Below are 26785 nucleotides of genomic sequence, written 5' to 3'. Positions count from 1 at the left end.
GAGGCCTCCTTTATAGTATGTTACCGGGAAGATAGTATATAGTATGATCAGCCAAATAATTTGGCCACAGGCGATTGTCAAAAGTAACCTCAGCTTTGCAGTTATTACGAAATTTATTTTTTATTAATGTATTGACTTGCACATTGACAGGGATTATAATCTTATTGATTATGATTATCAAACTCAATAAGATTGCAACCATCAATTGACTGTTGTCAGTCAATTGATGGTTGCAGCTAAAGAAATTATGCTTATTTTTTTGTGAATCCGCAAAATTTGAGTTTGATGGCAATATGAGGATAAACCGTCAGGGAGCGGTTAAATACATAAAAGACAGGAGCGATGCCAGCAATTAAAAAGGAACAGTTCTTTTTTTTATAATCCACTGACTAATATCAGTCAATATCTAGCCAACTAAATACATGCCCTGGCAAAAAGCTATAGGATGAATTGCGCGAGATTTGCGGCCAGCAAGGCGCAGGAACCGCGCATAACAGAGAACGCCACTATGCAGGAAGGGGAGGATTATGATTAACAGCAAACAAAAAAAAATAGTATGCTCACTGGTCAGCAGTGCTTTACTGTTCAGCATGACCGGACTGGCTGCGGCCGAGGAGGCCGAGCAGGAGTTTAATTTTGCCGAATATGTGGTCACTGCCAACCGCATGCCGGTGAAAACAACAGAGGTGGCGGCCAACGTTACCGTCATAACCGGCGAAACCATTGAGAAAGGCGGCTTTACACGGATATCGGATGTTCTACGGGCTAACAATATTAACACCGGTTCAACCAGCTTTGGCTCGTTCCCGGTACTGAACGGCGACGACCGTGTTTTAGTGCTCGTTGACGGGCGTAAAATGAACTGGCCCCATCTGATGTTTAGCGGCAACGACCATGTCATTAATATTGACGGCATATCGGTCAAAAACATAGAACGCATTGAAATCCTGCGCGGACCGGGTTCCTCCTTGTACGGCAGCGATGCGGTCGGCGGGGTGGTTAACATTATCACCAGACAGGCCGCAGGCAACCGTACTGCCATCGGCGCGGAATTTGGCAACTGGGGCTTTAAGCGTTATAACCTCACTACCGAAGGCAAAACCGATGACATTAGCTATTTCCTCACCGCCGAGCACAAGAAACGCAATAATTTCGAATATAAGGATGCCTATACAGGCCAAACGAAAACCCATGCCGCCAGCCAGCTGGATCAGGATCTGGTAACCCTGCGCCTCGATAAAGAGCTGGGCGCCGGCCGCGATCTCTCCTTCCAATGGGAGCATACCAATGACCAGACAGGCTTTGGCGCCGCGGTGACGGAGGCGGGCAGCGCCGCCAACCCGCAAGGACGGCAGGATCTTACGAGCAATAATCTCGCGTTGACTTACCGCTGGAACCAGGACAAGGGGGCGGGAAATTTTATCCGGGCATACCGTAATACCTCCACCGGCACCATGTATAATTCACTGGTAAAATCAGACGGAGTCAGTCCCTATACCCATGACCTCTACGCCAATGGCGCGGAATGGCAGCAAAGCTGGAAACTTAGTGATAAGCAGACCCTGGTGGGCGGCGTAAGCTGGCTGCAGGAGCATTTGGATGACCAGGACACGATTGACCGGGGCGTTACCACCAGATCGGTGTTCCTGGAAAATAGCTGGCAGTTGCCGGATAAATGGCGGCTTACTGTTGGCACCCGCTATGATGACCAGAGTATTGTCGGCGACAATACAACCTCGCGCGTGTCCATCAACCGCGAGCTTAACGACAAAACCAATATCTACGCCTCGTGGGGGCAGTATGTCCGCAACCCCACAGTTGCCCAGCTATTCAGCAATACCATTTATTGGGTCGGTAATCCACAGCTTAAACCGGAAGAGGGCAATACCGTCACCGTGGGGATTAACACGGAACTGGGTGACGGCACTAAGCTGCAGACAAGCGTCTATAGCAGCCGCCTGAAAAATGCAATCCAATGGAAAGGATTCTGGCCGTTACCGGATCCGGGCTATTATGAAAACATCGACCGGGAAAAAAGACAGGGACTGGACATTACCTTAAGCAAGACCTTGTCACCCCAGTGGGATGTAACCGCCGGCTATTCCTACGCCCAGATAAAAACCACGGCCGACAGCCCCAGCGGCTATAAAAATGATCCGAAGAACAGCCAGCCCAACGGCTATCATCTGGGCGTTAACTACAATCAGGATAAATGGGACGCCGGTCTTACCCTCCGGGCGGCAACCAACCGCAGTTTGGAAAAATTCACCTCCAAATCCTACCTGACCATGGATATGACTGTTAACTATCAGGTCACGCCAACGACCCGTATTTATGCAAATGCTTACAACTTAACCAATGAAGCCTACGAACTCATTGGCAACATTTGGTACCAACCTGGTTCTTACCCGATGGCCGGGCGCAACTTCTTTATTGGTGTGGAACACCGGATGTAGTCCGGAAAGGTAAGGCATGCACTGCTCGGCGGCATTAGCGGGCAGTGCCTGTTCTTTTTTGAACCAAAAAAATAGTATTTGCTAAACCCTGTTTACGAGTTACAATAATAACGATAATGATAATCTATTTCATTTACAAAGTGATAGTTTAGGAAAAAGAAGAAGCAGGAGAAATTAGATGAGACAAGGTAAAATGTATTCTGTAGCTCAGCCTGACGGTATCATTCAACAACAGCGGAATTTTGTTTTGCTGCTGATATGCCTGGGGGGCATTATGGCGCTCTCCCTCTTGCTGGCGGTAAGTCTGGGCTCAGCTAAAATTACAGCTGGCGAAGCCTACCGCATCATTTTGTATAAAGCCTTTCAGCTAAATATCAATCAGATCGCCGAGCAGGCCTCTTTGGCGCATTTGGATATTATCTGGGATATCCGCCTGCCCCGTGTGCTCATGTCCGCTGTTGTCGGCGCCGGCCTGGCGGTTTGCGGGGCAGTCCTGCAGGCAACTGTCCAAAATCCGCTGGCCGAGCCCTATATTCTGGGTATATCCGCCGGCGCCTCCCTTGGCGCAACCTTCTCGATTTTGCTGGGCGGCTTAGCCGGAATACTGTTCGGTCTGGGTACGGCTGTCTGGGCTTTTATCGGTGCTTTGGCAGCCTCGCTGTTTGTTATGACCTTAGCCAGTATCGGCGGCCGGCCATCTACTGTTAAAATGGTGCTGGCCGGCTCGATCGCCAGTGCTTTATTTATTGCTCTTGCCAATTTCATTATCTATATTGCCAGCAATGCCGAAGGCATGCGCACCGTCACGTTCTGGACCATGGGGTCGCTGGCGGCAGCCAAGTGGGATACCCTGGCGCTGCCGGCCACCGGCGTTGTCGCCTGCTGTATCTTTTTTCTTACTCAGTTCCGCACGCTGAACACACTGCTGCTGGGCGAAGAAGCGGCGATTTCCCTGGGCGTTGATCTGGATAAGGTCCGCCGCCTTTATTTTGTCATTACCGCTTTGGTTACCGGCTTAATTGTTGCGGCCTGCGGTACTTTCGGGTTTGTCGGTTTAGTTGTGCCCCATGTTGTCAGGGGTGTTGTCGGTGCCGATCACCGGCGGTTAATACCGGCGACAATCCTGGCCGGTGCTATTTTTTTAATTTGGGCCGATGTGCTGGCGCGAATTATCCTCGTTAGCGGCGAATTGCCGATCGGCATTCTTACCGCCCTGGTTGGAGCTCCCTTTTTCATGTATATTCTCGTTAAACAGTCATTAAATTTTGGCGGTCAGTAAGCGAATGTATTCGTATGCCCCAGCTTGCCGCCGGACACGGAAGGAGCTGACCAGATGAACAGACAGCCAGGCACAGGCATTATCCTGGCTATTGCCTTTACAGTACTGACCACAGCGTGCGGCTTAAACCAAACGGTAACGAAAACCCCGCCGGTTCAGACCGGTTCCGCCGCCTATCCTGTGACGATAACAAATTACGATTATGTTGAAAACCAAATTGACTTTACCTATCAGCAGCCTCCGGCCCGGGTTGTTGTCACTCATCCCGGGGCGACGGAACTGTTACTGGACCTGGGGCTGGAATCGCGGATACTGGCGACAACAGCCCCCTATGGCAAGCCGGCGGCGCAGGTCGCGGAAAAATATGCCCGCCTGAATATCCTGAAAACCCCGTATATGCCGACAGAAGAAGAATTGCTGGAATTGCAGCCTGATATGATTATCGGCTGGGTTCACCAGTTTTCGCCAACCGGTATGGGCCGGGTAAAAACCTGGCAGGCCCGGAATATCGGCACCTACATTCTGCCAAGTACACTGGTAAAAGCCAAACCCACGCTGGAAACCATGGTTTACGGCAATATTGCCGATATGGGCAGGATTTTTGACATCCAGCCGGTCACCGGTCCCTATATCGAAAAACTGAAGACCCGGGTGGCTAACATCCGGAATACGCTCCAGGACGTGCCCAGAAAAAAAACAGTGCTCGTTCTGCAGGACCATTTTAACGGCACCTTTTCCCTCTACGACAGCCAGCACTTAGTCAGTCACATGGTTGAACTGGCCGGTGGCATTAATCTATGTGAAAACCGAACCTCATTTGTCAGTGCGGAAAAAGTACTGGCTTATGATCCTGATTTTATTATCTTTGTATCTGTCGATAGAAATAATTTTGCTGAAGATCTAAGTGATGAGGCAGCAATAAAAAGCCTGCAGGCCGTTACCGAGCTGCGCGGCCTGACAGCCATCCAACAGGGCAATATCATAAATCTGCCCTTTTTTACAGTCAATAATGCCGGCATTCGCACAATTGACGGGATTGAAAAGATCGCCGCCCATTTATATCCCGATAAGTTCAACTAATTAATTGAGAATACATCAGATCGCTTCTTAAACAGTTTTTAGTTTATCTTATGCTCATCGCTCTATTATGTAACCTGTTCCCCAAAATGCAGGGACGGCGGCTTCGTCTTCGTCAGACGCAACCACCGTCCCCCTCGTATCGCCGGGCCTCCTGCCTATTTTCCGCCTAGTTGCTGCCTGGCTGCGGCTGCCAGTACTTCTCCACGTCACTGATCAGATTGTTGATATGCTCAATCATGGCGGCCCGGGCTTTATCGCCATTACCGCTGCTGATGCTTTCAGCAATTTTTTGATGATCCACATGCACCAGGCTATGGACCTGAAGCCGGATATGTTCCAGTACCGGCGACAGCTGGGTATCCTGCCTGATCAGGCTGATGGCCGCGGCCAGCACACGATTCCCGGCCATATTGACAATGATACTGTGAAACACGACATCTTCAGCAGCCAGGGCCGCATGCAAAGCCTGAATCTCGTCCGGCTTAGCGTTTTGAGCAGCCAGAAAAGCAAGTTCACCCTCAATAGCCCGGCGGGCGATCAGCACCTCAAGCAGCTGCTCCCGGGTATGGCCCTGCACGGCCGCCAGCAATTCCTCACCCTGTTTTTGCCGGCGCTCTTTGCCGGCCAAATCCTCGAGCCGTTCACTCCCGCTGCCTGACAGTTTCCGTCCCTGAAACCCTGCCTTTTCCGTCCAGCCGGCAATATCCATATCCCGCAATATTCTGCCGACAGTAGCCTCGCTGAAAGAATAACCCAGCGACTGCAGCTTGACGGCAATCGAGCCGCAGCCCATCGGCCGCCCGTTAGACTCATTTATGATCGAGAGTATATCATACTCCAGATTTTCTTTATCACTAAGCGCCACGCGTCTTCCCCCTAGGAATTATACTTTTATGAGGTGGTTACATTCTAGATAACCTAAGCTAATTCCTTCTCTCCCGGCAGCGGCAAAAGGATTCCTGCCGTACTGTAAGAAAAGACCTGGCCTGGACCAAGTCCTTAGGACGATGCCCGTTAGGTTATAGGCGTTCTATGCCCCAAAAATTTATTTAATAAACTCTGGCCGACCAAAAAAAATCTCTCATGCAATCAACCTGCATGAGAGATTTGGCTTCCGGGCTACAGGAGGAGTATCGCCACGATGGTTGTGGCAATAAAGCCTAAAACGACAGGAATAAAGTTCTGACGCGCTAAATCTATGGGATTAACACCGGTTATAGCGGCAACAGGGATCAGCCCCCAGGGTATGATGGTCCCGCCCCCCGTCCACACCCCGGCAATCTGCCCTAGCGCTGCCAGCGTTGCCTTATCAAGCTGAATGGCTTTATCAAAAGTGGCGGCAACGGCGCCAACTAGCGGCAGCGGGGAAAAACCGGAACCGTCAAGACCGACGACAATCCCGGTCGATAAACTGACTATAGCCACAAACACCTTATTAAGCGGCACAGCCTGCGATAAGGCTAACCCAAAGTCCTCCAGAAAACCGGTTGCCGCCTGGCTGTCAAGGATTGTTTTGGCAAGCTCCCCCTTGCCCAGGAAAAAGAAGCCGCCGATAATAATGACCGGAGCGAAAATCTTAATACCGAACATAAATCCGTCGCGGACATAGTCGGTAATCTTTTCAAACCCTGCCCAGCGGTATTTCAGCACAGTGCCCAGCGTCAGAATTAAAACAGCGGTTGCTCCCAGCAGGGCGGTGGCATCGCCGCCACGGAGCTTAAGGACCCACATAGCCACAACATCCAGGGCAAAAGCGACCGGGGTGACAATCGCCAGGAAATAGGATACCCAGTCCAGCTCCCGTTCGACCTCCCGGGCGGTTAGGGCGGCCTGTTCGGTGATAATTTGCGCAGGATTGCGGGCCATGCTGCGCTTCAGCATAAGGTAGGCCGCAACGGTGGTCACTAACCCCATGGTAATGGCCAGCGGGACGCTGGCGGCAATAACCGGCGAGGGGTCGGCGAAACCGGCCGCTTTAGCCGTTATCGTCGGCGCTCCCTGAATCACATAGTCGGTTGACAGGGCAATCCCATGACCGAAAAGATTCATCGCCACGGCTGCCCCCATGGCCGGCAAACCGGCCCGGATAGCCGCCGGAACCATAATAGCGCCAATGAGGGCTGTAGCCGGTGACGGCCAGAAAAACCAGGATGTCAGCAGCATGGCAATACCGATTGTCCAAAAGGCAATATCAGGATTAATCATAAGCCGGGCCGCAGGCCGCATCACCAAATAGTCGGCGCCGGTGTCACAGAGCAATTTGGACAGAGCCACGACCAGCGAAATGACGACAATGATGCCCCAGAATTCGTTGCCGGCCACTATCAAGGCAGTAAAGACCGTACTGACACCGCTGATAAAACTGTTTTTTACCAGCCAGCCTACAGACAAGAGTCCTAAAATACAGGGAATGACCGGATCTTTTCTGAGCGCCATAACCACAATGACAACACCAACCCAGAACAAAAACAACCAGTGAGCAGCTGTCAATTCAACTGTCATGCCTTTACCTCCTCCTTGCCGCTGATGGGTGTGGCAAACAGGCCGGTCAAACCGGCCGCCCCGACCCGGGCTTTAATTGCCGCTATATCGGTGGTGTACAAACCTTCGGCCTGCATCCGCTTAAAGTAATTGGCGCCGGAGAAGGTATATTTCTTGGTAATCCCTTCTTTCGTCTGCATCCTTTCCCGGACATGGGCAATGGCATCCCCACAGGCAATACTGGCAGGAAGCTCAACCGGTTCATACCCCAAGGCAAAACGGGCGGCATTATGGCCGGCAAGCGTGCCGGTAACAATAGCTTCCGTATGTCCAACCAGCAGGCCGGCCTTTTCACCGCCGCAGAATACATTGATGAGCCCCGCCACCTTCAGGGCATTATCCCGGGGCAGCATGCCAAAATAGCGCATAGAGTTGCCGATATCGCCGGCATAGGGGTCTTCGTAGCGGGCATTGGCACAACCCGGAATCTGCCGCAATATCGCCAGCGGATAATAAGCAGTCATTAGCTTAGCATGACCAGTATCCAGCAGGACTATGTTTTCGGCAAATTCCTTTAACGCATACTGCTGGCAGGCCTTCTGGCCAAGGGAGTCCATACTTTTGCGCAAAGCGGGCGGCACAGGGATAACACAAACGCCGCTTTTGTTCAGCTCCTCCCTGACTGCCGGCGACAATGAGTCCTTATGCAGTTTGCAGGACCCGCTCATAGCGCCAAATGTGCCGTCCGGCTTTTCGCCGATAATTTCCTTAATACCGGCTCTGGCCGCAATACTAAGCCGGGGTCCGAAGGTAGGGCAGCGATAGATGCACATGGCGCAGCCATTGCCGTACTTCATACAGTTGCCCTGAGGGCCGGCAGTACCGGATACATCAACAAAGGCATCACCGGTTAGTTCCAGCGTTTCGTTGCCGGGAAAGATATCGGCAAAAACTTTCACAATGCGGCCGTCCACCAGTTCAATATCTTTTACACGGGCTTTTAAATAAATATGGACCCCCGCAGCAAGCAGGGCTTTTTTAACGGCCGGTTCAATGGTGGAGACATCATACAAATTGACATGCTTATGGCCGGGGAATTCAATATTCTTGTGCCGGGAATGGGCGTCACAGAGCTCGAACAAGTCGCCGCCCCCCATGGCGATCATCTCTTCGGTGGCGGTAAAACGGCCGTTATTGCGCATAATACCGCCAACAAGCCCGGTACCCAGGAGCATATCCGCCCTTTCAAACAAATGTACCTCACAGCCGGCTTTCCGGGCGGCAAGGGCAGCCGCCGTCCCTGACCAGCCGCCGCCAACGATTACCACTTTTTTCATAAATAAGAACCCCCTAAAGTATTGTTAAAAAAATAAGAGTAGATTCAGAACAAATTCCAAATCTACTCGGCGCTGAGTAACTATTCAGTTTGCCATCATAAGGCTGAGTGGCTGCCAGTAAATAAAAACAGCAATGCCGCTGTAATTAGGCGACATTGCCACTCATCATTGATGACCGAATGCTGATTAAATTCTACTTTAAACGACAAAATCCTGCTTACATTTATAAAAACAAAGAAAATATATTATGGTAATTTAATCCAAATTTTTTTAACTAAAATACAAAAAATAATTCTTGCAGAGCCAACTGTTTTTGTGTAGAATAAAGACATAATATATTGCTCCTCATCATTAATGAGCTACACTTACAGGTATTCAGCTAGCGGTCACAATGACGTGCCGACTCAGAACCAATCTGGGTCGGTTTCTTGTTGCTCGCAAGCAAACAGTTGCAGTTCTGTTTTGTCCTTTATAAATGAGAAGCCGGAGTTGCAGCCCTGCTCGAACATATACCGGTTTAAAAGGGGGGATAACACCATTTAGCTACTCATCATTGATGAGGCATTGAATGTTCCATATTTGCGACTGTCCGTTAAAACCGGATTATCAAAGGAGGTTTTCCACTATGGCACCTGTGATTGCCAGTAAATTTGCTCATATCCCTTATGCCGGAATCCGGAAAGTATTTCAAAAAGCCAATGAACTAGAAGCCCAGGGCCGGAAAGTTGTTCACTTTGAGATTGGCCGGCCCGATTTTGATACACCGGCGCACATTAAAGCCGCAGCCAAAGCCGCCCTGGACCAGGGTCATGTCCACTATGCGCCCAATAACGGCATAGCGCCATTACGCACAGCTCTGGCGATGCGGCTCCAGGTCGATAAAGGACTCACTTACGACGCCGACGATGAAATTATGGTGACAGCCGGCGGTCAGGAAGCCTTATATCTAACCTTTCTCGCCCTGCTCAATGCCGGTGATGAGGTTATTATGCCCGATCTGTGCTTTGGCCCGTTTGCCTTAGGCGTTATCCTGGCAGGCGGCGTGCCTGTAAGGGTGCCGCTGCAGCCTGAGCATAACTATGCCTACGATTTAGCCGCAGCCCAACAGGCGGTCACGCCCCGCACCAAGGCAATTATTGTCAATTCTCCCCACAATCCCACCGGCAGTGTGTTAACAAAAGAGCAGTTAGCCGCTGTCGCTGATTTTGCCGCTGCCCATAATCTAGTGCTTATTTCCGATGAGGCTTATGACAAAATGCTGTATGAAAGCAGCTATATATCGCCTGCCGGCCTGCCGGACATGAAGGAACGGACCATCGTTTGCGGCACATTGTCCAAAACCTTTGCGATGACAGGGTGGCGTGTAGGCTATATTGCCGCTCCCGCCGCCGTGATCGGGGCTGCTGTCCGGGCCCAGCAAAATGTTATGCTGTCCCTGTGCACCTTTGCCCAGTACGGGGCGGTGGCTGCGCTCACGGAATCACAGGCCTGCGTGGCCGATATGATGCAGGAATTTGCCCGCCGCCGCCAGCTTGTGCTGGCCATGCTCCGGCAGATACCGGGACTCGAATTGCCCGGACTGCCCCAGGGCGCTTTTTATGCTTTTCCCCGGATTACGCTGCCCCAGGTCACCTCGGCCCAGGTTGCCGATTACCTGCTGAATCATGCGGGTGTGGCCGTGGTCGATGGCCTGGCCTTTGGCGAGGGCGGCAACGGCCATTTCCGTATTTCCTATGCGGTATCTTACGAGGATTGCCGGTTAGGGCTGGAGCGTATTGCCGCTGTTATGAACGATTTACAGAAAAAATACGGTTGAAAAAGGGGGAATAGCTATGGCAGTTATCGTTAGCGCCATGCCCAAGTGGCGGTTTGATGCCGCCAGCGTCGACTTGCCGCCACACTGGGATTGTCAGTTTATCAACCCGGCCACCGACGCCGACTTAATTGCTGCCTGCCGGCAGGCCGACTGCCTGCTGGTACCGGCCAGCTTCCCCGTTATCAATGCCACCATGCTCCGCCAGCTTTCGCACCTGAAGCTCATTCAGACAGTCGGCGCCGGTTACGACCTCATCGACAGTATGGCCGCGGCCGCGCTTGGCATTCCGGTGGCAAACGTACCGGGAGCCAATGCAAAAGCAGTGGCGGAATTTACGGTAGGTCTGATCATCGCCCTGCAGCGGCAGCTCTGCATTGCCGACCGGGAAACCAAAGCCGGCCATTACACCGCCATCCGGCAGACACTGCTTAAAACCGGGCTAAACGAGATTAGCGGCAGTGTTATTGGCCTGGTGGGCCTGGGGGCTATCGGCTGTCAGGTAGCCAGAATTATGACATTTCTGGGGGCTTCGGTGTGCTGCTACAGCCGTTCCGGCCGCGCTGCGGCCCAGGCGGCAGGATTGGCAATAACCTATAAGCCTTTACACGAACTGCTGGCGGTTAGCGATATTGTGAGCGTCCATGTACCGTTAACCGCAGACACCCGGGGATTAATCGGCCGCCATGAGCTTGGCCTGATGCCAGCCGGCAGTCTCCTGGTCAATACCGCGCGGGGCGAGGTCATTGATCAGCAGGCGCTGGCGGCCATGCTGGAAACAGGCCACCTGGGCGGCGCGGCCGTGGACGTAGTAGCACCCGAGCCACCGCCGCCGGATCATCCCCTGCTCGCGCTCTCGCCGGCCGCCCGGGACCGGCTGCTGATTACTCCCCATATCGCCGGGGTCACAATTGGCGCTTTCCGGGCTATGCTCCTCCAGGCGCTGGAGAACATTGGCCGGGTGCTGGCGCAGGAACGCCCGCAGAACGTGGTCAATGGTGTTGCAGGAAAAAATAAAGGCTATACCTAGCGGAAAGGATAAGGACATGAAAAACGTTTTAATCACCTCCAAGGCCTTTGGCACTCAGCTCGACAGCCGGCACCGCCAACAGCTTATAAGCTATTTTGCAGACAATGGCTGGCAGATTGTCTGGAACCCCGGCGACCAGGCCATGAGTGCGGCCGATATTATTAAAGTAAATACCGAGCAGCCGTTGGCGGCGATCGCGGTTTATTCCAGTTCGGACGAGATCAGCAGTGCCGTATTTGAGCATTGCCGCAGCCTAAAAGTAGTGTCCCGGCACGGTGTCGGCGTGGAGAATATTGATCTCGCAGCCGCACAAAACGCCGGCGTACCAATAAAAACGACAGCTGACATGCCAGGCTATGAAACGGTCGCTGATCTGACTTTTGCCCTCATGCTCACTGTTGCCCGGCAAATACACATAATTGATGCCCAATTACGCCAAAATAAGTGGTATCGCCCTGTCAGCAGCGATATCTGGGGAAAAACACTGGGTATTCTCGGCCTGGGGCGCATAGGCAAGGCCGTTGTTACCCGGGCCCGGGGTTTCGGCATGAAAATTCTAGCCTGCACCGGGCATCCTGATCAGGAATATGTTAGCGCTAACGGGATAACACTTTGTTCTAAAGAAGAGCTGGTTGCCCAGGCGGATTTCATCACGCTGCACGCCGCCTTACATGAACAAACCCGGGAAATGATCAATACCAGGGAGTTTTCCCTGATGAAACCCACCGCCTATCTCATCAACACCGCCAGGTCCGGCCTTGTGAATCAGGCCGCCCTGCTTAAGGCCCTCAAGACTAAGCAAATCGCCGGCGCCGCCCTGGATGTGTTTGATATTGAACCGGCGGTTAACGATCCGCTGCTTAAGGAAAACCTGGATAATGTTGTCGCGACGGCCCATGTGGGCTCATACACCTTTGATTCCATCCGGCGCATGGATTTTCTGGTAGCGGAAAACATAGTCACTGCCGATGGCACTGCCAAAGCAGTCCGGCCGCCGGCCAATTTCAATAACAGCAATTATTCCGAGTTGAAAATTAGCTGATCAGCAAGGAAGTGACAGGGTTGTCTTTCGAAAATATACCCATTCTTATTATTCTGGTACTGGCGCTGATTGCCAAAAACCAGTCGGTAGCCATGGCTGCCGCCATATTGCTAATCATTAAGCTGCTTGGTTTCAGTTCGTGGTTTTCGGTCCTGGAAAGCCGGGGGATAAATATCGGCATAACCATTCTTACCATCGCTATTTTAGCCCCGCTGGCCTCAGGCAAAATTACCTTGCGCGATATGTATGACGCGCTCGTCAGTCCGGTCGGCCTGCTGGCCGTAATAACCGGTGTTTTTGCCGCCTGGCTGGGCGGCAGGGGGGTAATGTTTTTCAAAGCTTCGCCTGATACAATTACCGCCCTCATTCTGGGGACCATTGTCGGCATATCCTTTTTCCAGGGGATTGCCGTCGGTCCGCTCATTGCCGCCGGTATGCTCTCCCTGGTGGCGGGCCTGTTCGGCAAATGACCGGCAGCACCTCGACTGGAGCAATGAAAAAAGCACCTTGTAAAAGCCGGCTGCCGCTGCCGCTCTTATGAGGTGCTTTTTCCTGTCAAGAATTACAAATTACACCCGGAATTTAGCCACTGCGGTTTGCAGATCCTGCGCCAGTGAGGCCAGGGCCTGACTGGAGGTGGCGATTTCCTCCATAGAAGCCAGCTGTTCCTCGGTAGCTGCCGAGACTCCCTGCGACTCGCCGGCGGACTTTTTGCTAAGATCGTCAATCTTCTTAACTGAGGCCACAATTTGCTGGCTGCCTGTAGCCATTTGCTGAATTGCCGCCGAGATTTCCTTTACCTGATCAGATACCTGATCCACTACCGTCATAATGTCTTTAAAGGCGCTCCCGGCCGCATTAACCACCTCGGTTCCCCGCCGGACTTCCTGCGTACCTTCCGACATAGCCACTACCGCTTTTTCCGTATCTCCCTGGATTTCGCCGATGAGTTCGGCGATTTTCTTAGCTGCTTCCTGGGACTGTTCAGCCAGTTTCCGCACCTCTTCCGCCACCACGGCAAAGCCCCGGCCCTGCTCGCCGGCCCGGGCCGCTTCAATGGCGGCATTTAAGGCCAGCAGATTGGTCTGGCCGGCAATGCCGGAAATGGTGTCCACAATCTGGCCAATCTCGCGGGACCGCTCGCCCAGCTTGACAACTACCGCGGCGGAGGTATTGACAGTATCCTCAATTTGTTTCATCTGGCTGACTGCCTTTGCCACTTCTTTGTCGCCGTTTCTGGCTTTATCCGCTGCCTGAGCCGACTGGTCAGATACCTGATTGGCATTGGCGGCAATCTGCTGAATCCCCGCCGACATCTGCTCCACAACAGCCGAGGTATCATTGGCTGCTTCCATTTGGGCGGTAGCCCCGGCCGCCACATCGGTAATCGCACTGGCAATCTGGTTGGAGGCCTGGGCCGATTGCTCGGCATTGGCGGTAAGCTCCTCACTGGAGGCGGCCACCTGCTCGGCGTTGACACTTACCTGCCTGATCAGCTCCTTAAGCTGCAAAACCATGGTATTGAAAGCCGACGCCAGCTGACCGATCTCATCCTGCCGCTCTACGGCTACCGTTTCAGTCAGGTCGCCGGCCGCAACCTTTCCGGCGGCCAGAGCCAGGGAATTAACCGGCCGGGATATGCTGCGGGCCGCCAAAAAGCCGATAACAATCCCGATTATGGTAGCAAGCACAGCCGCAATAATGGCTGCCAGCTTCGCCTGCCGGGCATTGGCAACAGCATCGTCCAGGGCATTGTTGATTTGCAGTGTCCTGTACTTGGTATGTTCCACCAGCTGGTCATCAAGGGCCTTAGCAACCGGCCCCATCTCCTCAGTGATGACTTTGAGGGCCTCATCCCGCTTCCCGGCTTGCATCAGCGGGACAAACTTCGTCTCCGCCAGTTCTGTATATTTACTATCCAAAGCCTTCGTTTGCTCGGCATGCCGGCGGCCTTCCTCGGAGACAACCGACATTCTGATCAGTTCTTCCTCTTTGGCAGTCGCTGTCTTACTGGCTTGCTGCCAGGCATCATAATACTGGCGCTCGCCGTAAATAAACCAGGCCCGCAGGTAAGCCATCTGGGATGTGGCGTTATAAGTAATTTCATTTGTTTGCAGCAGCAGGGGCAGCATGGTGTTTTTGAGTCCGAGATTCTCTTCTACAGCATCATCCACCCTCCATACAGTGTACATAAATCCGGCTGCGGCCACCATTACGACCAATAAAAAGTAAATAACCATTTTTGTTGCTAGGTTCATCTTCATAAATTTCCGCTTCTCTAGCTTGTCAGCTCTAAAACGATAGAATAATGGCGAGGCTATTTTTCGCAAATCAAGGCGGAGGAGGGAAGCATACCGGACGTATGCTGACTGACGACAACGAAGGATTGCGGAAAATAGACCGTCTGTATTCATTGGATTAGGACTGATAAGCTACTTGCCCGAAGCGTCTTCGCCTCCTTTGTTTCGTAACATTACCCGGCCATCGGCCCGAATGCCAGTTAAACCCGCTACTCTACGCAGCCCGTTTCCTATCTGTCGTTAGTAATAACACTCGGCCATAAAACCTCCTCTGAGCTTACTATCACGATATTAGCCTATTTCAAAGAAGTAATGTAACACAATTGATTTGTGTTACATTTTTTTGGCCTTAGGGAGGTAAGTTATTATATAATTACATAGTTAGTAACATGATGAGGATGTGAGGCGCCATGGAATATGTTGAACCGATTCGCGATAAGCAGCAAATTGATGCAGTAAAAAATTACTTAAAAGAGCAGAATTTGCGTGACTATCTTCTTTTTGTTCTAGGGATTAACAGCGGGTTAAGGATTTCGGACTTATTGGTTTTACGAATAAGTGATGTAAAAACCAAGGATCGGGTGACCATTCGCGAAAAAAAAACAGGCAAAAAAAAGGATTTCCCCCTTTCCGATACCTGCAAAAAGACGATAAATGAATATCTGGCCAATATCACCACCGACAACGACTGGCTGTTTAAAAGCAAAAAAGGCGAACAGCCGATTACCCGCATTCAGGCCTACCGGATCATGAACCGCGCTGCCCGGGCCGTAGGCATCCATGGAGCTATCGGCACCCACACATTAAGGAAAACATTTGGCTACTGGGCCTATAAAAGCGGCGCCGATGTAACAAAAATTCAAAAACTGCTTAATCATTCAGCTCCCAGCGTAACCTTGGCTTACATAGGCATTACCAAAGACGAGTTGGATAATATCTATATCAACCTAAATTTGTAAATAAAATAGCAAAATTTGATAAAAAAAGAGGAAAAATGGTGAAAACCGCGTATTTTATATATTAGTTTAGTTAAAACGTGTAACACAAATCAATTGTGTTACCATAATCGGTCAAAACAATTCCAAGGCAGCATACTGTTTACAAATAGAGCTATCCTATTTCACATCTTTGCTCACATAAAAACAGCCGGTTATCCTTAAGGACAGCCAGCTGTTTTGTTTTACCCCAGACAGTAAGTACTGAAACCGCAAACGCAAACAAAGGGAAAATAAATTGCGTGTGGAATATAATGATTGAGTAAGATTACTGGAGGAGACCATTCCATGAATATTACTTTTTTCCTCATCCCCAAACAGGAAGTAGTCTATTTGCCTGTACATTGCACCATGCGCCAGGCTCTCGAAAAAATGGAATACCACCGTTATACAGCCGTACCACTGATCGATGGCCAGGGAAAATATGCCGGTACCATTACGGAAGGCGATCTGCTGTGGACAATGAAAAATACCCCGGGGTTAACCTTTCCCGACACAGAGCGAATTATGATCAAAGAAATTCCGCAGCGGATGACCAATACACCGGTACGGATTAATGCCGAAATAGAGGATTTGCTGTCGCTGGCCATTGTGCAGAATTTTGTTCCCGTAGTCGATGACAGCGGCATCTTTATCGGCATTATTCGCCGCCGGGAGATTATCGAATACTATGCAAAGCTGACAACACCAATTAAGTACAAGATCTAAATAAGCTGCCCACAGAAAAACCGTCCGGTCCGGACGGTTTTTTTTGCCCTGATAGACAGTCATGCCGTTACAACGGCACCAGCAAAGATGAAAAATGCTATTTTTCAGGCTAGGAACCGTTTGTCTAGAGCGACCCGGCTTCCGCCAGCTGCCTGACCGCCGCCAGCAAAACCTCAGTCCCGGCTGTAATATCGCCGATCCCGGCCCACTCGGCCGGATTATGGCTGATCCCGCCCCGGCACGGGATAAAGATCATGCCGGTAGGTGCCAGTTTCGCCAGATGCATGGCATCATGGCCGGCGCCGCTTGGCATCGGCATCCAGTCAACCTGCAGCTTGTCACAGATACCCTGCAGCCGTCCTGCCATCGCCGCCGGCAGTTGTACAGGCTCGTCATTGCCTACAATCTCCAGCTCAACCGCAACACCCCGCCGGGCCGCAATTTTTTCAATTTCGCGGCCAAGCTTGTCAACCACGCGCTGTTTGCTGTCCTGGCTAATGCTGCGGATATCTATACCCAGCTCAACCCTGCCGGGGATGACGTTCATAACGCCGGGTTCGGCTTTGACAATGCCGGTTGTGCCGACAGTTCCCCACGCCATCTCCGCGCAGGCCAGCTGCTCAACCAGCAAAATAAGCTCGGCCCCGGCGGCCAGCGCGTCCTGCCGCAGGTTCATAGGCGTGGCACCGGAATGATCGGCCTGGCCGGTAAGGATGGCCCGCAGCCGGGTTGGCGCAGCAATGCCGGTTACGATGCCAATGGCTTTGCCTGCTTTCTCCAGGACCTTGCCTTGCTCGATATGCAGCTCCAGGAAAGCCTTAATCGGTGAAGCATAACGGGCTTCCCCGATTAAGGCCGGGGCAAGCCCCCGGCTGGCCATAGCCTCGGCCAGGGTAATTCCGTCCTTGTCCTGCAGCTGCAAAGCAGCAACAGGCAAAGTGCCGGCAAAAGCCTTGCTGCCGACGGTAGCTATCCCAAAGCGGCTGGATTCCTCGGCGGCAAAAACCACCACCTCAAGGGGGTGCTCGGTCCGGATCCCCGCCTCAGACAAAACCTGTACTGCTTCAATTGCGCCCAGTACCCCGATGACGCCGTCAAAATTGCCGCCGTTGGGAACACTGTCGATATGCGAACCGGCCATAACCGGCGGGGCGTCAGGATTGCGCCCTTCCCGCCGGCCGATCAGGTTGCCGGCGGCATCACAGCGAACCTGCAGGCCGGCCTGTTCCATAAGCCGCGTTGCCAAAGAACGGGCCTGCCAGTCAGCATCACTATAAGCCAGCCTGGTAATACCGCCCTCCCTGGTGGCGCCGATTGCCGCAAATTCACGCAGATGAGCCTGCAGCCGTTTACTTGATACCAACTACTCCAACCCCTCTCTGATGGAAAAAGACACCTGGCGGGTAACCCGCAAGGCGCCTTTGCCATTTCTACGTTACTATAATACACTGATATTATGTAACTTTGCAAGCAAAACCGCGGCATTTTACTTACTTCTGTAACCAGGGACGGCAAGGCCAACGTGATTCCCGGCAGAACCGGGCAAAGAAAACACAAGGCTGCTTAGCACCCTTGTGTTTCTTTGTCATCAGTATTTCAGTTCCCGTTCCATAATTGCCCCTGTTTCAGGATTGATTTCCATTGTTCCCCTGACGGCACCCTGGGTGAATTTCACTTCATAATGCCTGTAGCCGTCGTCGCTTTCCAGCTCCAGCTGCTGAATGGCCGCTGCCGGGAATTCGCTCCGGACGATGTTTTCCACATCAGCCCGGCCCAGGTTCACCTTCAGGCCGCCCCGGTCCGTCTTTACCTTGGTTGTTACTTCAGTCACTGCGCCGGTCAGTTTGCTGACCTCCACCTCATAATCAACACCGGCTTCCTTGTCGAGAAATTTTACTTCATATTCATCTTTTTCCGCTTTTGTCAGCAAATACACGGCAGATGCCGGTACCCATTTTTCCGCAAGCCGGCGCGCCGTCGCCTCATCGGTGGCCGCAAATGCGGCTGCCGCTACAGCGAGGGCAGTCATCGCCGCCAATAAAATCCCCAGTACTTTCTTTTTGTTCATATTGCTCCTCCTTTCTGCGCTATTCAGGTTTTCCTGCTGACTATAGTGTAACCGGCCAAGATTAAACCCAGATTAAAGCACCCGCTTTTTTAAAAAACCCGCGCAGAAAATAATGTTATAATAAAACCTAAAGAAGGAAAGGAGCATAACTGCGATGCGAATCCTCATTGCCGAAGATGAAAAAGATCTGCGGCTGCTGCTGAAAAAGAGATTGGATCAGGAGGGCTACGGCGTTGACGCCACAGCCGACGGCCTTGCGGCTGCCGATTATCTGGACAGCACCGCGTATGATATAGTGATTCTGGACTGGATGCTGCCCGGTCTGGACGGCATCACGCTGTTAAAGAGGCTGCGCCGCCACCCGGACAGTCCGCCCGTACTGCTGCTGACCGCTAAAGACCGTGTGGAAAACCGGGTGGAGGGCCTGGACGCCGGTGCGGATGATTACCTGGTCAAGCCTTTTGCCTTCGAGGAGTTGCTGGCGCGCTTGCGCGTACTGATGCGGCGGAATACCGGGGTTCGTTCCGATATCGCCGCCATCGCCGATCTAACCGTCAATTACAGTACGCGCCAGGTGACCCGGAGCGGACGCAACATTGCTCTGTCTACTAAAGAATTTGCCGTGCTGGAATATCTGATCCGCAATAAAGGAGTAGTCCTGTCCCGGGAAAAAATTGAACAACACATCTGGAGCTATGATTTCGAAGGCGGTTCCAATGTGGTAAATGTATATATCCGGTATCTGCGCAAAAAAATTGACGACGGCTTCGAGCCCAAGCTGCTGCATACGATTCGGGGCTCCGGCTATGTCCTGCGGGAGGATGTATGAAACCCTGGTCCATTAAAACCAAAATTACCGTCTGGTATACGGGCCTGATCGTATTTATCCTCTGTATCATTTTAGGCGCCCTGATTCTGGGGACCGACAAAATTCTTATCCTGGAAATGCAGCGGGAACTGGAAGATGAGGTGTTCGATGCGGTCGAGGAAATTCATTATACCAACGGCGCCTTCGATTTTCAGAGCAGCAAATTTTTTGACGACGGCATCTATATTTCCGTATATAACCAGGCCCAGCAGCAAGTAGGCGGCCTCCTTCCCGCCGGCTTTCCCGCCGGTGTGCCGTTGCAGGCAGGGAAAATCCAGACCCTGCAGTCCGCGGCCTCCCCCTGGCTGCTCTATGACCTGTATCTTACAGCCAACTGGCCTGAACCGTTATGGCTCCGGGGGGCCATCTCCCTGGGCCCCAGTTATGAGACCCGCAAGCAAATATTGCTGATCTGTGTGTTGCTTTTCCCGTTTTTAATTCTGCTGGCGGCCTGTGGCGGCTGGTTTATCACCAAAACAGCCTTCCTGCCCGTCAGTCTCATCCAGAGAACAGCCATGGAAATTGAGAATGGCGGCGATCTGTCCAAACGCATCCGCCTAACCGGCAGCAGGGATGAAATCTATGAGCTGGCCCAGACCTTCGACCACATGCTCGCGCAGTTGGAACAGTCCTTTAAAACGCAGTGCCGCTTTACCGCCGATGCCTCGCACGAACTGCGCACCCCGGTCTCCGTCATTCTGGCCCATGCGGAATACGGCTTAAGCCAGCAGGATAAGCCGGAGGAAATGCTAGAGGCGCTGCAGGTCATCCAGCGGCAGGCCCACAAAATGGGGACCTTGATTTCCTCCTTGCTGTTCCTGGCCCGGGCCGACCACCAGTCGGCGAAGCTTGACTTTGAGCCGGTCAATCTCAGCGAAACGGCAGAAATGGTGCTGGAAGAAATGAGACCGTTCGCCGAAGCCAAACATATTGCCATTAGGGCCGAAATCACACCTGACCTGATCATAGTGGCCGATCAGACCGCTATGCTGCGGCTGTTGCTTAACCTGCTGCAAAATTCGATCCGCTACGGACGGGACAATGGCTGGATCAAACTCCGTCTCTCCCGGGCCGGCAGCAGCATAACCGGCAGCATTGAAGACAACGGCATCGGTATTGCTCCCGAGGACCTCGGTAAAATCTGGAACAGATTTTACCAGGCTGACCCGGCCCGCAAACGAACAGCAGACTCCGGTTCAGGCCTGGGCCTGCCGATTGTCAAATGGATCATTGAGCAGCATAACGGTCAAATAACCGTGTCCAGCCGTCCCGGCCAGGGAACCGTCTTCCATTTCCGCCTGCCTGCCCGCCCGGATGCCTCGCAATAGCCAGACAAAGCTTACCAGTCAAATGTAAGAAAGACCGCTGCCGCGGTCCTTTGTCTTTGCACACGTCAGTTGATCTGGAATGCAAGGGCCGTGTCTTACTTTTGTCATCGCCACAAAAGTGCGGGGGCACCGTCTCTGCTCAAGCTGGGCATTGACCTTAGTTTCCCTTATTTTATAAGGACTTTCAGCCTCTCAAACTTATAAATTCTGATATATACAAGAAAGACTTGGCTTGTGCCAAGTCCTTTAGGGCGACGGCAGAAGCTGCCTGTGTCCTTTAGGGTATAGCGTTCTTATGTCCATAGACCATAAAAAGACTGCTTTCAGCAGTGTTATGCCTAATGGCTACCCCTGCCAGGAAAACCGGTTGTAAGGCCGCAGGCTAAATACGGGGTACAAGGTATCAACCTGTCCGGCCAGCCACTCCGGCACCACAACGCAGCTAATAGGCAGCTCCAGGCGGGCGGCGGCGGCAGTCGCCAGGCTGATGCCGGCGCGGACATGCTCAACCGCTGTCGCCGCTCCCAGATTGGCATTGCTTACCAGGCCGGATATCGTAAGCCCGGACACCCGCTCAAGCCGCTGCCGCATGGCAATAATACCGTCCACAGTATTGGTAAACGGGCGATAACTATTGACGACCAGCAGCGCCTGGTACGGATTGCCGGCAAACCGCTGCTGAAACTGGGCCAGCACAATGGCCGACTCGCCACCGCCAACATCAATGACTACCCGGTAGTCCTGCTGGTAAAGCACCCGGCTCAGAGCATGGGGCAATACCGGCAGTTCAGCCTGGGCAAAACGCTGATCAGCCGCAATGACCTCGACCCCGTTGGCTGTTAACAGTGCTCTGTGCTCACGGGTATGAAAAAAAGGCTTAACCAGGTCCATATCGACAATCGCCGTTTTGCAGCCCAGCTGCTTTGTCTGCAATGCCCAGTTGATTGCCAGCTCGGTCTTGCCGCTGCCAAACTCCCCCAGGAAAAGTTTGATCCGCGCCCCCTGTTGTAAAAGCTTACCCCCTGCCTGCATGGCCGCACCACCTTGCCTATTTTTTATATTAACGTTCGTAGCCCAAAAGAACAGCCGGGGTAACGGTGCCTGCCACCTGCCCCCGGCTATAACCCAAATACTATAGTAAGCTGTTGATCTTGCGGCTATTGTTTCTGATCAAGCACAAACTGCCGGCCGCGCAGCACAGCCTGCATGTTCGGTTCAACCACTTCCGGTTTTTTGGCGAAATTTTTGGCTAAAGTCGCCCGGACCGCATCAAGCGGGACCATGTCGCTCGCCCCAATCAGCGCCCCCAGGGCAATCATATTGGCGTACCGGGCATTGCCGGCCGCCAGCGCCAGTTCATTTAACGGCACATAATAAGCCTCCACATCGGTACGGGCCACAGGCTCCCCGATCAGCGACTGATTGACAATGACCACACCACCGGCCCGGACGGACGGCTCATATTTATCAAGCGACGGCTTATTCATCGCCACAAACAGGGTAGGCTGGGCAATTACCGGCGAACCGATGGCTGCCGGCGAAACAATAACCGAACACGCTGCCGTGCCGCCCCGCATCTCCGGCCCGTAAGCCGGCATCCAGGATACTTCTTTGCCTGCCAGCATGCCCGCATAGGCTACCAGACGGCCAATCAGCAATACACCTTGTCCACCAAAACCCGCACACAGCACTTCATGGGTCATCATTGCTTGCCCTCCTCATCCTTATACACTCCCAGGGGGAAGTACGGCATCATGCTTTCTTCAACAAATTGATTGGCTTTTACCGGACTCAGGCCCCAGTTGGTCGGGCAAGTTGACAAAACCTCCACCATGGTAAACCCGTCACCCCTGATTTGCCGTGTAAACGCTTCCTTGATAGCCGCCTTGGCCTTGTTGACATTAGCCGGTTTGTTCACGGCCACCCGGGCAATATATTTAGGCCCGTCCAGGGTCGCCAGCATCTCCGCCACCCGTATCGGCCGGCCGGCTTCCGCATTTTTCCGGCCAAACGGCGAGGTGGCGGTTACCTGGCCCTCCAGGGTTGTGGGCGCCATCTGACCACCGGTCATGCCATAGATCGCATTGTTGACAAAAATTGTGGTAATTTTTTCGCCCCGCATGGCGGCATGAACAATTTCCGCACAGCCAATCGCCGCCAGGTCGCCATCCCCCTGGTACGTGAGAACCACCGCCTCCGGGTGCACCCGCTTTACAGCCGAGGCTACCGCCGGGGCCCGCCCGTGGGCGGCCTGAATGGTATCCAGTTCAAAATAGTTATGGGCCAGCACCGAACAGCCGACAGGCTCCACCAGGATGCCTTTATCCAGTACGCCAAGCTCATCCAGGACCTCGGCCACCAGCCGGTGAATAATACCATGATGGCAACCAGGACAATAATGGGTTGATGCCTCTTTGAGGCCCGGGGTGATCGCAAACAGCTTCTCCTGCATCCTAGTTACCTCCCTTGTTTACAATCTCTACAATCTGTTGATACAATTCTTCGGTTGAAGGAATGTTGCCGCCTGTCCGGCCATAGAAATAAACCGGCTTCCGGCAGCGGATTGCCAGTTCAACGTCTTCAATCATCTGGCCTGTGCTCAGTTCAGATACCAGGAAGGCTTTGGCGGTCCCGGCAACCCGCAGCAGTTCGGCTGCGGGGAACGGCCACAGCGTGATCGGGCGCAGCAGCCCGACCTTCAGCCCCTGGGCGCGGGCTTTTTCCATCGCCGATTTCGCAATCCGGGCGGTTATGCCATAAGCGACAAGCACCACATCGGCATCGGCGGTGAAAAACTCCTCACACCGTGTTTCCTGCCGGCTGATCAGCTCATATTTTTTCTTCAGGTCCCGGTTGGTCTGCTCGGAGGCGTCCTTGTCAAAGGACAGGGTATTGACCACATTGGTTTCCTTGCGTCCCCGCCGCCCGGTCACCGCCCAGGGCTTCGCCACCGGCGGCGCCGTTTTAACCTGCAGGGAAACGGCCTCCATCATTTGCCCCAGCGCCCCGTCAGCCAGAATCAGCACCGGCAGCCGGTACTTATCGGCAAGATCAAAGCCTTCCACGGTCAGGTCAAATAATTCCTGCACACTGTTAGGAGCCAGGACCAGCAGACGGTAATCGCCATGGCCGCCGCCCTTGGTAGCCTGAAAATAATCGGCCTGCCCCGGCTGAATGGTGCCAAGGCCGGGGCCGCCCCGCTGGACATTGACCAGCAGGCAGGGAAGTTCGGCCGCGGCAATGTAGGAGATGCCTTCCTGCTTGAGGCTAAATCCGGGACTGGAGGAGGAAGTCATGGCCCGCGCCCCGGCTGCGGCCGCGCCATAGACCATATTAATGGCCGCCACTTCACTTTCGGCCTGCAGGAACACGCCGCCAACGGCCGGCAGCTTTTTGGCCATATATTCAGGCAGCTCACTTTGCGGTGTTATCGGATAGCCGAAATAGTAGCGGCAGCCGGCGCGGATGGCCGCTTCCCCGATCGCCTCATTGCCCTTGATCAATATCTTTTCACTCATCTTCTGCTCTCTCCCACTGTTTATTTATAGATTTCAATTACGCTATCAGGGCACATTTTAGCGCACATCATACAGCCGATGCAGGCTGCTTCGTCCTGGCAGCGAACGATATTGTAGCCTTTGCCGTTAAAAGCCTCCCCCAGCTCCAGAATCTTCTTGGGGCAAGCCTGGACACACATTTCACAAGCTTTGCATTTCTCGCCGTTAAATACAGGTCTGGCCATATTGCACCTCCTTTCTCTAAAAAACGCCAGCGATCCGTCCATCCGCCCTCAGCAGGGAAAGAGAAGGAGGATACAAATTACGGTTGCGGGCAAGCTACACGGGCCATGTGTCCCACAGGCAGAATGCCCAGTTCAGCTTCGATAAAACGGGCTACCTGCAGCACCTTTTCATAATCGAGCCCGGTGTCTATCCCCATCTTGTGCAGCATATTGACCAGGTCCTCGGTCGCAATATTGCCGGCGGCACCGGGGGCAAAGGGGCAGCCGCCCAGCCCGAACGCCGAACCCTCAAACCGCGTCACGCCGAAGTTGAGGGCTGTTAGCACATTGGCCAGCCCCATACCCTGGGTATCATGAATATGCAGAATAAACGAAAGCTGCGGGTATTTCACCCGTACCAGACTCAGCAAGGCCTCCATCTGGCGGGGACTGGCCGTACCAATGGTATCGGCCAGCAAAAATTCGTCAGCTCCGGCCGCCAGGCCGGCTTCAATCAGTTCAGCCACCTTAGCCGGCGCCACGGGGCCGGCAAAGGGGCAGTCAAAGGCGGTGGCGATAGCTAAGCGCACCTTGCGGTCGGCTTTAATCTTACAAACCTCGGCAAAGGCGGCAACCGACTGGGCAATGGTTTGCCGGGTATTTTCCAGGTTGTGTTTCTCACTGGCCGAGGCAACAAAGGTAATCGCATCGGCGCCGGCTTCTATCGCCCGTTTCGCCCCGAACAGGTTGGGCGCCAGGGCGATAAAACCAACTTTGTTGCCGTGGCGGGCTTTAACCGTCGTCAATACCTCAGCGGCATCCGCCATCTGCGGAATCGCCCGGGGATGGACGAAAGAAGTGGCCTCAATCCAATTAAAACCGCAGTCCACTAATCTGTCGATAATGGCTATCTTTACCGCCGTAGGGATTGGTGTTTTTATATTCTGGAGGCCGTCCCGGGGGCAGACCTCGATAATTTCAACTTTTTCAGGAAGCTGCATATGATCGCCTCTTTCACATTAACTATTTGGCCACGCTTATTGTTTTAAATTACGCCTGCGGCCTTTAATTCGGCCAGTTGCTGTTCATCCAGCCCCAGCAGTTCCTGGTAAACCGCGAGATTATCCTGCCCCAGCGCCGGCGCCGGGGTTCTGACGGTAGCCGGGGTGCCTGACAGTTTAAACGGGCTGCCGGTAACAGTCACCTTGCCGGCAGTAGGATGCTCCTGGTCAACAAACATCTCCCGGTCCTGAGAAATATGGGGATCAGCCACGACCTGAGCCACATTATACACCGGGGCGGCCGGTATGCCTGCCCCCAGGCAGGCATCAACAACCTCACTGGCGGTTTTGGTCTTCGACCATTCCTCAATCTCCCGTTTTACCGCAACATGATTTTCTATCCGGTCGCGGATGCGCAGGTATTCAGGCAGTTCCGCAATGGCCGGTTTCTCCATCAGGCCGCACAGTATCTGCCAGAATTTATCATTAGCCGCGCCAATGACGCAACTGCCGTCTTTACACGCAAAGGAATCATACGGATAGGTTGACTCATAGCGGTTGCCGATGCGCCGGGGGAGAGTGCCGTCAGCCAGATACAGCATATTGACATTGCCCATGGCGGCAATGGCCGAGTCGACCAGCGCCACATCGACCTTCTGGCCCAGTCCGGTTATATGCCGGGCCTGCAGCGCCGCCAGCACGCCAATTGTCATATACAGCCCGCCCAACACATCGCCGGTGGCCGTACCGGTACGGGTGGGAGGCGAGTCAGGCCAGCCGGTGGTGCTCATCAGCCCGCTCATAGCCTGGGCGATAATATCGTAGCCGGGCCGGTCTTTGTAGCGGCCGTAATGCCCGAAGCCGGAGATGCAGCCATAAATGATCCGGGGGTTGATCTCCTTCAGCACGTCATAGCCAAGCCCCAGTTTTTCCATCGTCCCCGGACGATAGTTTTCGGTAATGACATCGGCCTTCTTAACCATCTCTTTGAACATCTCTTTGGCCTTGGGGTCTTTCAGGTTCAGAGAAATGCCTTTCTTATTGCGGTTATTGGTAATGTAATAAATACTCTCACCATTTCTGAACGGTCCGAAATGGCGGGTGTCATCGCCCTTTTTCGGTTCCTCGATTTTGATGACATTAGCCCCCATATCGGCCAGCATCATCGTACTGAAAGGGCCTGCCAAAACCCGTGTTAAGTCAAGTACCGTAATTCCTTGCAAAGCTCCTGGCATAGTTGAATTTTTTAACATCCCTGTTCCTCCTCCGAGCGATTCT

General features: G+C 53.1%; 24 protein-coding genes. 11 read left to right on the top strand and 13 right to left on the bottom strand.

The annotated features are described in order from the left end of the window. Nucleotides 1–527 precede the first annotated feature (527 nt). The 3 genes from ACZ481_RS03300 (at nt 528) to ACZ481_RS03290 (ending at nt 4815) form a co-directional block, all read left to right on the top strand. Nucleotides 528–2456: a TonB-dependent receptor plug domain-containing protein gene (locus ACZ481_RS03300; protein WP_464768758.1), complete on the top strand. Its 1929-nt coding sequence runs from the start codon at nt 528–530 to the stop codon at nt 2454–2456. A gap of 178 nt (nt 2457–2634) precedes the next feature. Continuing rightward, nucleotides 2635–3735 (top strand): FecCD family ABC transporter permease, encoded by a 1101-nt coding sequence (locus ACZ481_RS03295; RefSeq protein WP_464768757.1) that lies wholly within the window; start codon nt 2635–2637, stop codon nt 3733–3735. Between the two features lie 54 nt (nt 3736–3789). After that, nucleotides 3790–4815, top strand: coding sequence for an ABC transporter substrate-binding protein (locus tag ACZ481_RS03290; RefSeq protein ID WP_464768756.1), 1026 nt, complete (start codon nt 3790–3792; stop codon nt 4813–4815). A gap of 166 nt (nt 4816–4981) precedes the next feature. Here ACZ481_RS03290 and ACZ481_RS03285 read toward each other — a convergent pair whose 3' ends face one another. The 3 genes from ACZ481_RS03285 to ACZ481_RS03275 form a co-directional block, all read right to left on the bottom strand. Continuing rightward, complete coding sequence (locus tag ACZ481_RS03285) at nt 4982–5680, bottom strand: FadR/GntR family transcriptional regulator (RefSeq protein WP_464768755.1); 699 nt, start codon at nt 5678–5680, stop codon at nt 4982–4984. A 254-nt stretch (nt 5681–5934) separates the two neighbouring features. Beyond that, entirely contained in the window at nt 5935–7317 is a 1383-nt protein-coding gene (locus tag ACZ481_RS03280; RefSeq protein WP_464768754.1) for a hypothetical protein, read from the bottom strand. Further along, nucleotides 7314–8633, bottom strand: coding sequence for an FAD-dependent oxidoreductase (locus tag ACZ481_RS03275; RefSeq protein WP_464768753.1), 1320 nt, complete (start codon nt 8631–8633; stop codon nt 7314–7316). The genes ACZ481_RS03280 and ACZ481_RS03275 overlap by 4 nt, the downstream gene beginning before the upstream one ends. Nucleotides 8634–9258: 625 nt before the next feature. Here ACZ481_RS03275 and ACZ481_RS03270 point away from each other — a divergent pair. Genes ACZ481_RS03270 through ACZ481_RS03255 form a run of 4 tightly spaced genes read left to right on the top strand, consistent with a single transcriptional unit; the run spans nt 9259 to nt 12988 of the window. Then, the gene (locus ACZ481_RS03270; protein WP_464768752.1) at nt 9259–10449 is read left to right on the top strand and encodes a pyridoxal phosphate-dependent aminotransferase; all 1191 of its coding nucleotides are present in this window, start codon (nt 9259–9261) and stop codon (nt 10447–10449) included. Between the two features lie 16 nt (nt 10450–10465). Next, entirely contained in the window at nt 10466–11476 is a 1011-nt protein-coding gene (locus ACZ481_RS03265; protein WP_464768751.1) for a 2-hydroxyacid dehydrogenase, read from the top strand. Between the two features lie 16 nt (nt 11477–11492). Next, the gene (locus ACZ481_RS03260; protein WP_464768750.1) at nt 11493–12518 is read left to right on the top strand and encodes a phosphoglycerate dehydrogenase; all 1026 of its coding nucleotides are present in this window, start codon (nt 11493–11495) and stop codon (nt 12516–12518) included. 20 nt (nt 12519–12538) lie between these two features. Next, on the top strand, nt 12539–12988 hold the full coding sequence (locus tag ACZ481_RS03255) for a DUF441 domain-containing protein (RefSeq protein WP_464768749.1): 450 nt from the start codon (nt 12539–12541) through the stop codon (nt 12986–12988). A 99-nt stretch (nt 12989–13087) separates the two neighbouring features. On the opposite strand, the gene ACZ481_RS03250 is transcribed toward ACZ481_RS03255, so the two are convergent. Beyond that, the gene (locus ACZ481_RS03250) at nt 13088–14776 is read right to left on the bottom strand and encodes a methyl-accepting chemotaxis protein (RefSeq protein ID WP_464770567.1); all 1689 of its coding nucleotides are present in this window, start codon (nt 14774–14776) and stop codon (nt 13088–13090) included. Nucleotides 14777–15228: 452 nt separating this feature from the next. Here ACZ481_RS03250 and ACZ481_RS03245 point away from each other — a divergent pair, with 452 nt between their 5' ends. Both ACZ481_RS03245 and ACZ481_RS03240 read left to right on the top strand, forming a co-directional pair. Beyond that, nucleotides 15229–15777 carry a site-specific integrase gene (locus tag ACZ481_RS03245; RefSeq protein WP_464768748.1) on the top strand — a complete coding sequence of 183 codons (549 nt, stop codon included), beginning with the start codon at nt 15229–15231 and terminating at the stop codon, nt 15775–15777. 324 nt (nt 15778–16101) lie between these two features. Continuing rightward, nucleotides 16102–16521, top strand: coding sequence for a CBS domain-containing protein (locus ACZ481_RS03240; protein WP_464768747.1), 420 nt, complete (start codon nt 16102–16104; stop codon nt 16519–16521). Nucleotides 16522–16645: 124 nt separating this feature from the next. Here ACZ481_RS03240 and ACZ481_RS03235 read toward each other — a convergent pair whose 3' ends face one another. Then, on the bottom strand, nt 16646–17884 hold the full coding sequence (locus ACZ481_RS03235; protein ID WP_464768746.1) for a M20 family metallo-hydrolase: 1239 nt from the start codon (nt 17882–17884) through the stop codon (nt 16646–16648). Between the two features lie 225 nt (nt 17885–18109). Beyond that, nucleotides 18110–18589: a PepSY domain-containing protein gene (locus tag ACZ481_RS03230; RefSeq protein ID WP_464768745.1), complete on the bottom strand. Its 480-nt coding sequence runs from the start codon at nt 18587–18589 to the stop codon at nt 18110–18112. Between the two features lie 154 nt (nt 18590–18743). Between ACZ481_RS03230 and ACZ481_RS03225 the strand changes: the two genes are divergently transcribed. Beyond that, a complete protein-coding gene (locus tag ACZ481_RS03225; protein WP_464768744.1) occupies nt 18744–19418 on the top strand; it encodes a response regulator transcription factor in 675 nt (224 codons plus the stop codon). Beyond that, complete coding sequence (locus ACZ481_RS03220; protein ID WP_464768743.1) at nt 19415–20785, top strand: HAMP domain-containing sensor histidine kinase; 1371 nt, start codon at nt 19415–19417, stop codon at nt 20783–20785. Before ACZ481_RS03225 ends, ACZ481_RS03220 begins: the two co-directional genes overlap by 4 nt. Before the next feature lie 345 nt (nt 20786–21130). Here the strand turns inward: ACZ481_RS03220 and ACZ481_RS03215 are convergent, their stop codons facing one another. The 7 genes from ACZ481_RS03215 to ACZ481_RS03185 all read right to left on the bottom strand — a co-directional run bounded on the left by ACZ481_RS03215 (nt 21131) and on the right by ACZ481_RS03185 (nt 26760). Then, nucleotides 21131–21817, bottom strand: a complete 687-nt coding sequence (locus tag ACZ481_RS03215; protein WP_464768742.1) for a hypothetical protein — start codon at nt 21815–21817, stop codon at nt 21131–21133. A gap of 125 nt (nt 21818–21942) precedes the next feature. After that, nucleotides 21943–22491 carry a 2-oxoacid:acceptor oxidoreductase family protein gene (locus ACZ481_RS03210; RefSeq protein WP_464768741.1) on the bottom strand — a complete coding sequence of 183 codons (549 nt, stop codon included), beginning with the start codon at nt 22489–22491 and terminating at the stop codon, nt 21943–21945. After that, nucleotides 22488–23237 (bottom strand): thiamine pyrophosphate-dependent enzyme, encoded by a 750-nt coding sequence (locus ACZ481_RS03205; RefSeq protein WP_464768740.1) that lies wholly within the window; start codon nt 23235–23237, stop codon nt 22488–22490. Before ACZ481_RS03205 ends, ACZ481_RS03210 begins: the two co-directional genes overlap by 4 nt. Before the next feature lies 1 nt (nt 23238). Then, a complete protein-coding gene (locus ACZ481_RS03200) occupies nt 23239–24303 on the bottom strand; it encodes a 3-methyl-2-oxobutanoate dehydrogenase subunit VorB (protein ID WP_464768739.1) in 1065 nt (354 codons plus the stop codon). Between the two features lie 20 nt (nt 24304–24323). After that, a complete protein-coding gene (locus ACZ481_RS03195) occupies nt 24324–24527 on the bottom strand; it encodes a 4Fe-4S binding protein (RefSeq protein ID WP_464768738.1) in 204 nt (67 codons plus the stop codon). A 77-nt stretch (nt 24528–24604) separates the two neighbouring features. Further along, nucleotides 24605–25507, bottom strand: a complete 903-nt coding sequence (locus ACZ481_RS03190; protein ID WP_464768737.1) for a hydroxymethylglutaryl-CoA lyase — start codon at nt 25505–25507, stop codon at nt 24605–24607. 44 nt (nt 25508–25551) lie between these two features. Further along, nucleotides 25552–26760, bottom strand: a complete 1209-nt coding sequence (locus tag ACZ481_RS03185) for a CaiB/BaiF CoA transferase family protein (RefSeq protein WP_464768736.1) — start codon at nt 26758–26760, stop codon at nt 25552–25554. Nucleotides 26761–26785 lie beyond the last annotated feature (25 nt).

The sequence above is a fragment of the Sporomusa intestinalis genome, assembly GCF_055383785.1.
This window is presented reverse-complemented; position numbering and strand designations above follow the sequence as displayed.

What these genes read in the sequence shown, in the direction of transcription:
- ACZ481_RS03300 (WP_464768758.1), top strand. Translation starts at nt 528, where the DNA reads ATGATTAACAGCAAACAAAAAAAAATAGTATGCTCACTGGTCAGCAGT.
- ACZ481_RS03295 (WP_464768757.1), top strand. Translation starts at nt 2,635, where the DNA reads ATGAGACAAGGTAAAATGTATTCTGTAGCTCAGCCTGACGGTATCATT.
- ACZ481_RS03290 (WP_464768756.1), top strand. Translation starts at nt 3,790, where the DNA reads ATGAACAGACAGCCAGGCACAGGCATTATCCTGGCTATTGCCTTTACA.
- ACZ481_RS03280 (WP_464768754.1), bottom strand. Translation starts at nt 7,317, where the DNA reads ATGACAGTTGAATTGACAGCTGCTCACTGGTTGTTTTTGTTCTGGGTT.
- ACZ481_RS03275 (WP_464768753.1), bottom strand. Translation starts at nt 8,633, where the DNA reads ATGAAAAAAGTGGTAATCGTTGGCGGCGGCTGGTCAGGGACGGCGGCT.
- ACZ481_RS03270 (WP_464768752.1), top strand. Translation starts at nt 9,259, where the DNA reads ATGGCACCTGTGATTGCCAGTAAATTTGCTCATATCCCTTATGCCGGA.
- ACZ481_RS03265 (WP_464768751.1), top strand. Translation starts at nt 10,466, where the DNA reads ATGGCAGTTATCGTTAGCGCCATGCCCAAGTGGCGGTTTGATGCCGCC.
- ACZ481_RS03260 (WP_464768750.1), top strand. Translation starts at nt 11,493, where the DNA reads ATGAAAAACGTTTTAATCACCTCCAAGGCCTTTGGCACTCAGCTCGAC.
- ACZ481_RS03250 (WP_464770567.1), bottom strand. Translation starts at nt 14,776, where the DNA reads ATGAACCTAGCAACAAAAATGGTTATTTACTTTTTATTGGTCGTAATG.
- ACZ481_RS03245 (WP_464768748.1), top strand. Translation starts at nt 15,229, where the DNA reads ATGGAATATGTTGAACCGATTCGCGATAAGCAGCAAATTGATGCAGTA.
- ACZ481_RS03240 (WP_464768747.1), top strand. Translation starts at nt 16,102, where the DNA reads ATGAATATTACTTTTTTCCTCATCCCCAAACAGGAAGTAGTCTATTTG.
- ACZ481_RS03230 (WP_464768745.1), bottom strand. Translation starts at nt 18,589, where the DNA reads ATGAACAAAAAGAAAGTACTGGGGATTTTATTGGCGGCGATGACTGCC.
- ACZ481_RS03225 (WP_464768744.1), top strand. Translation starts at nt 18,744, where the DNA reads ATGCGAATCCTCATTGCCGAAGATGAAAAAGATCTGCGGCTGCTGCTG.
- ACZ481_RS03220 (WP_464768743.1), top strand. Translation starts at nt 19,415, where the DNA reads ATGAAACCCTGGTCCATTAAAACCAAAATTACCGTCTGGTATACGGGC.
- ACZ481_RS03215 (WP_464768742.1), bottom strand. Translation starts at nt 21,817, where the DNA reads ATGCAGGCAGGGGGTAAGCTTTTACAACAGGGGGCGCGGATCAAACTT.
- ACZ481_RS03210 (WP_464768741.1), bottom strand. Translation starts at nt 22,491, where the DNA reads ATGATGACCCATGAAGTGCTGTGTGCGGGTTTTGGTGGACAAGGTGTA.
- ACZ481_RS03205 (WP_464768740.1), bottom strand. Translation starts at nt 23,237, where the DNA reads ATGCAGGAGAAGCTGTTTGCGATCACCCCGGGCCTCAAAGAGGCATCA.
- ACZ481_RS03200 (WP_464768739.1), bottom strand. Translation starts at nt 24,303, where the DNA reads ATGAGTGAAAAGATATTGATCAAGGGCAATGAGGCGATCGGGGAAGCG.
- ACZ481_RS03195 (WP_464768738.1), bottom strand. Translation starts at nt 24,527, where the DNA reads ATGGCCAGACCTGTATTTAACGGCGAGAAATGCAAAGCTTGTGAAATG.
- ACZ481_RS03190 (WP_464768737.1), bottom strand. Translation starts at nt 25,507, where the DNA reads ATGCAGCTTCCTGAAAAAGTTGAAATTATCGAGGTCTGCCCCCGGGAC.
- ACZ481_RS03185 (WP_464768736.1), bottom strand. Translation starts at nt 26,760, where the DNA reads ATGTTAAAAAATTCAACTATGCCAGGAGCTTTGCAAGGAATTACGGTA.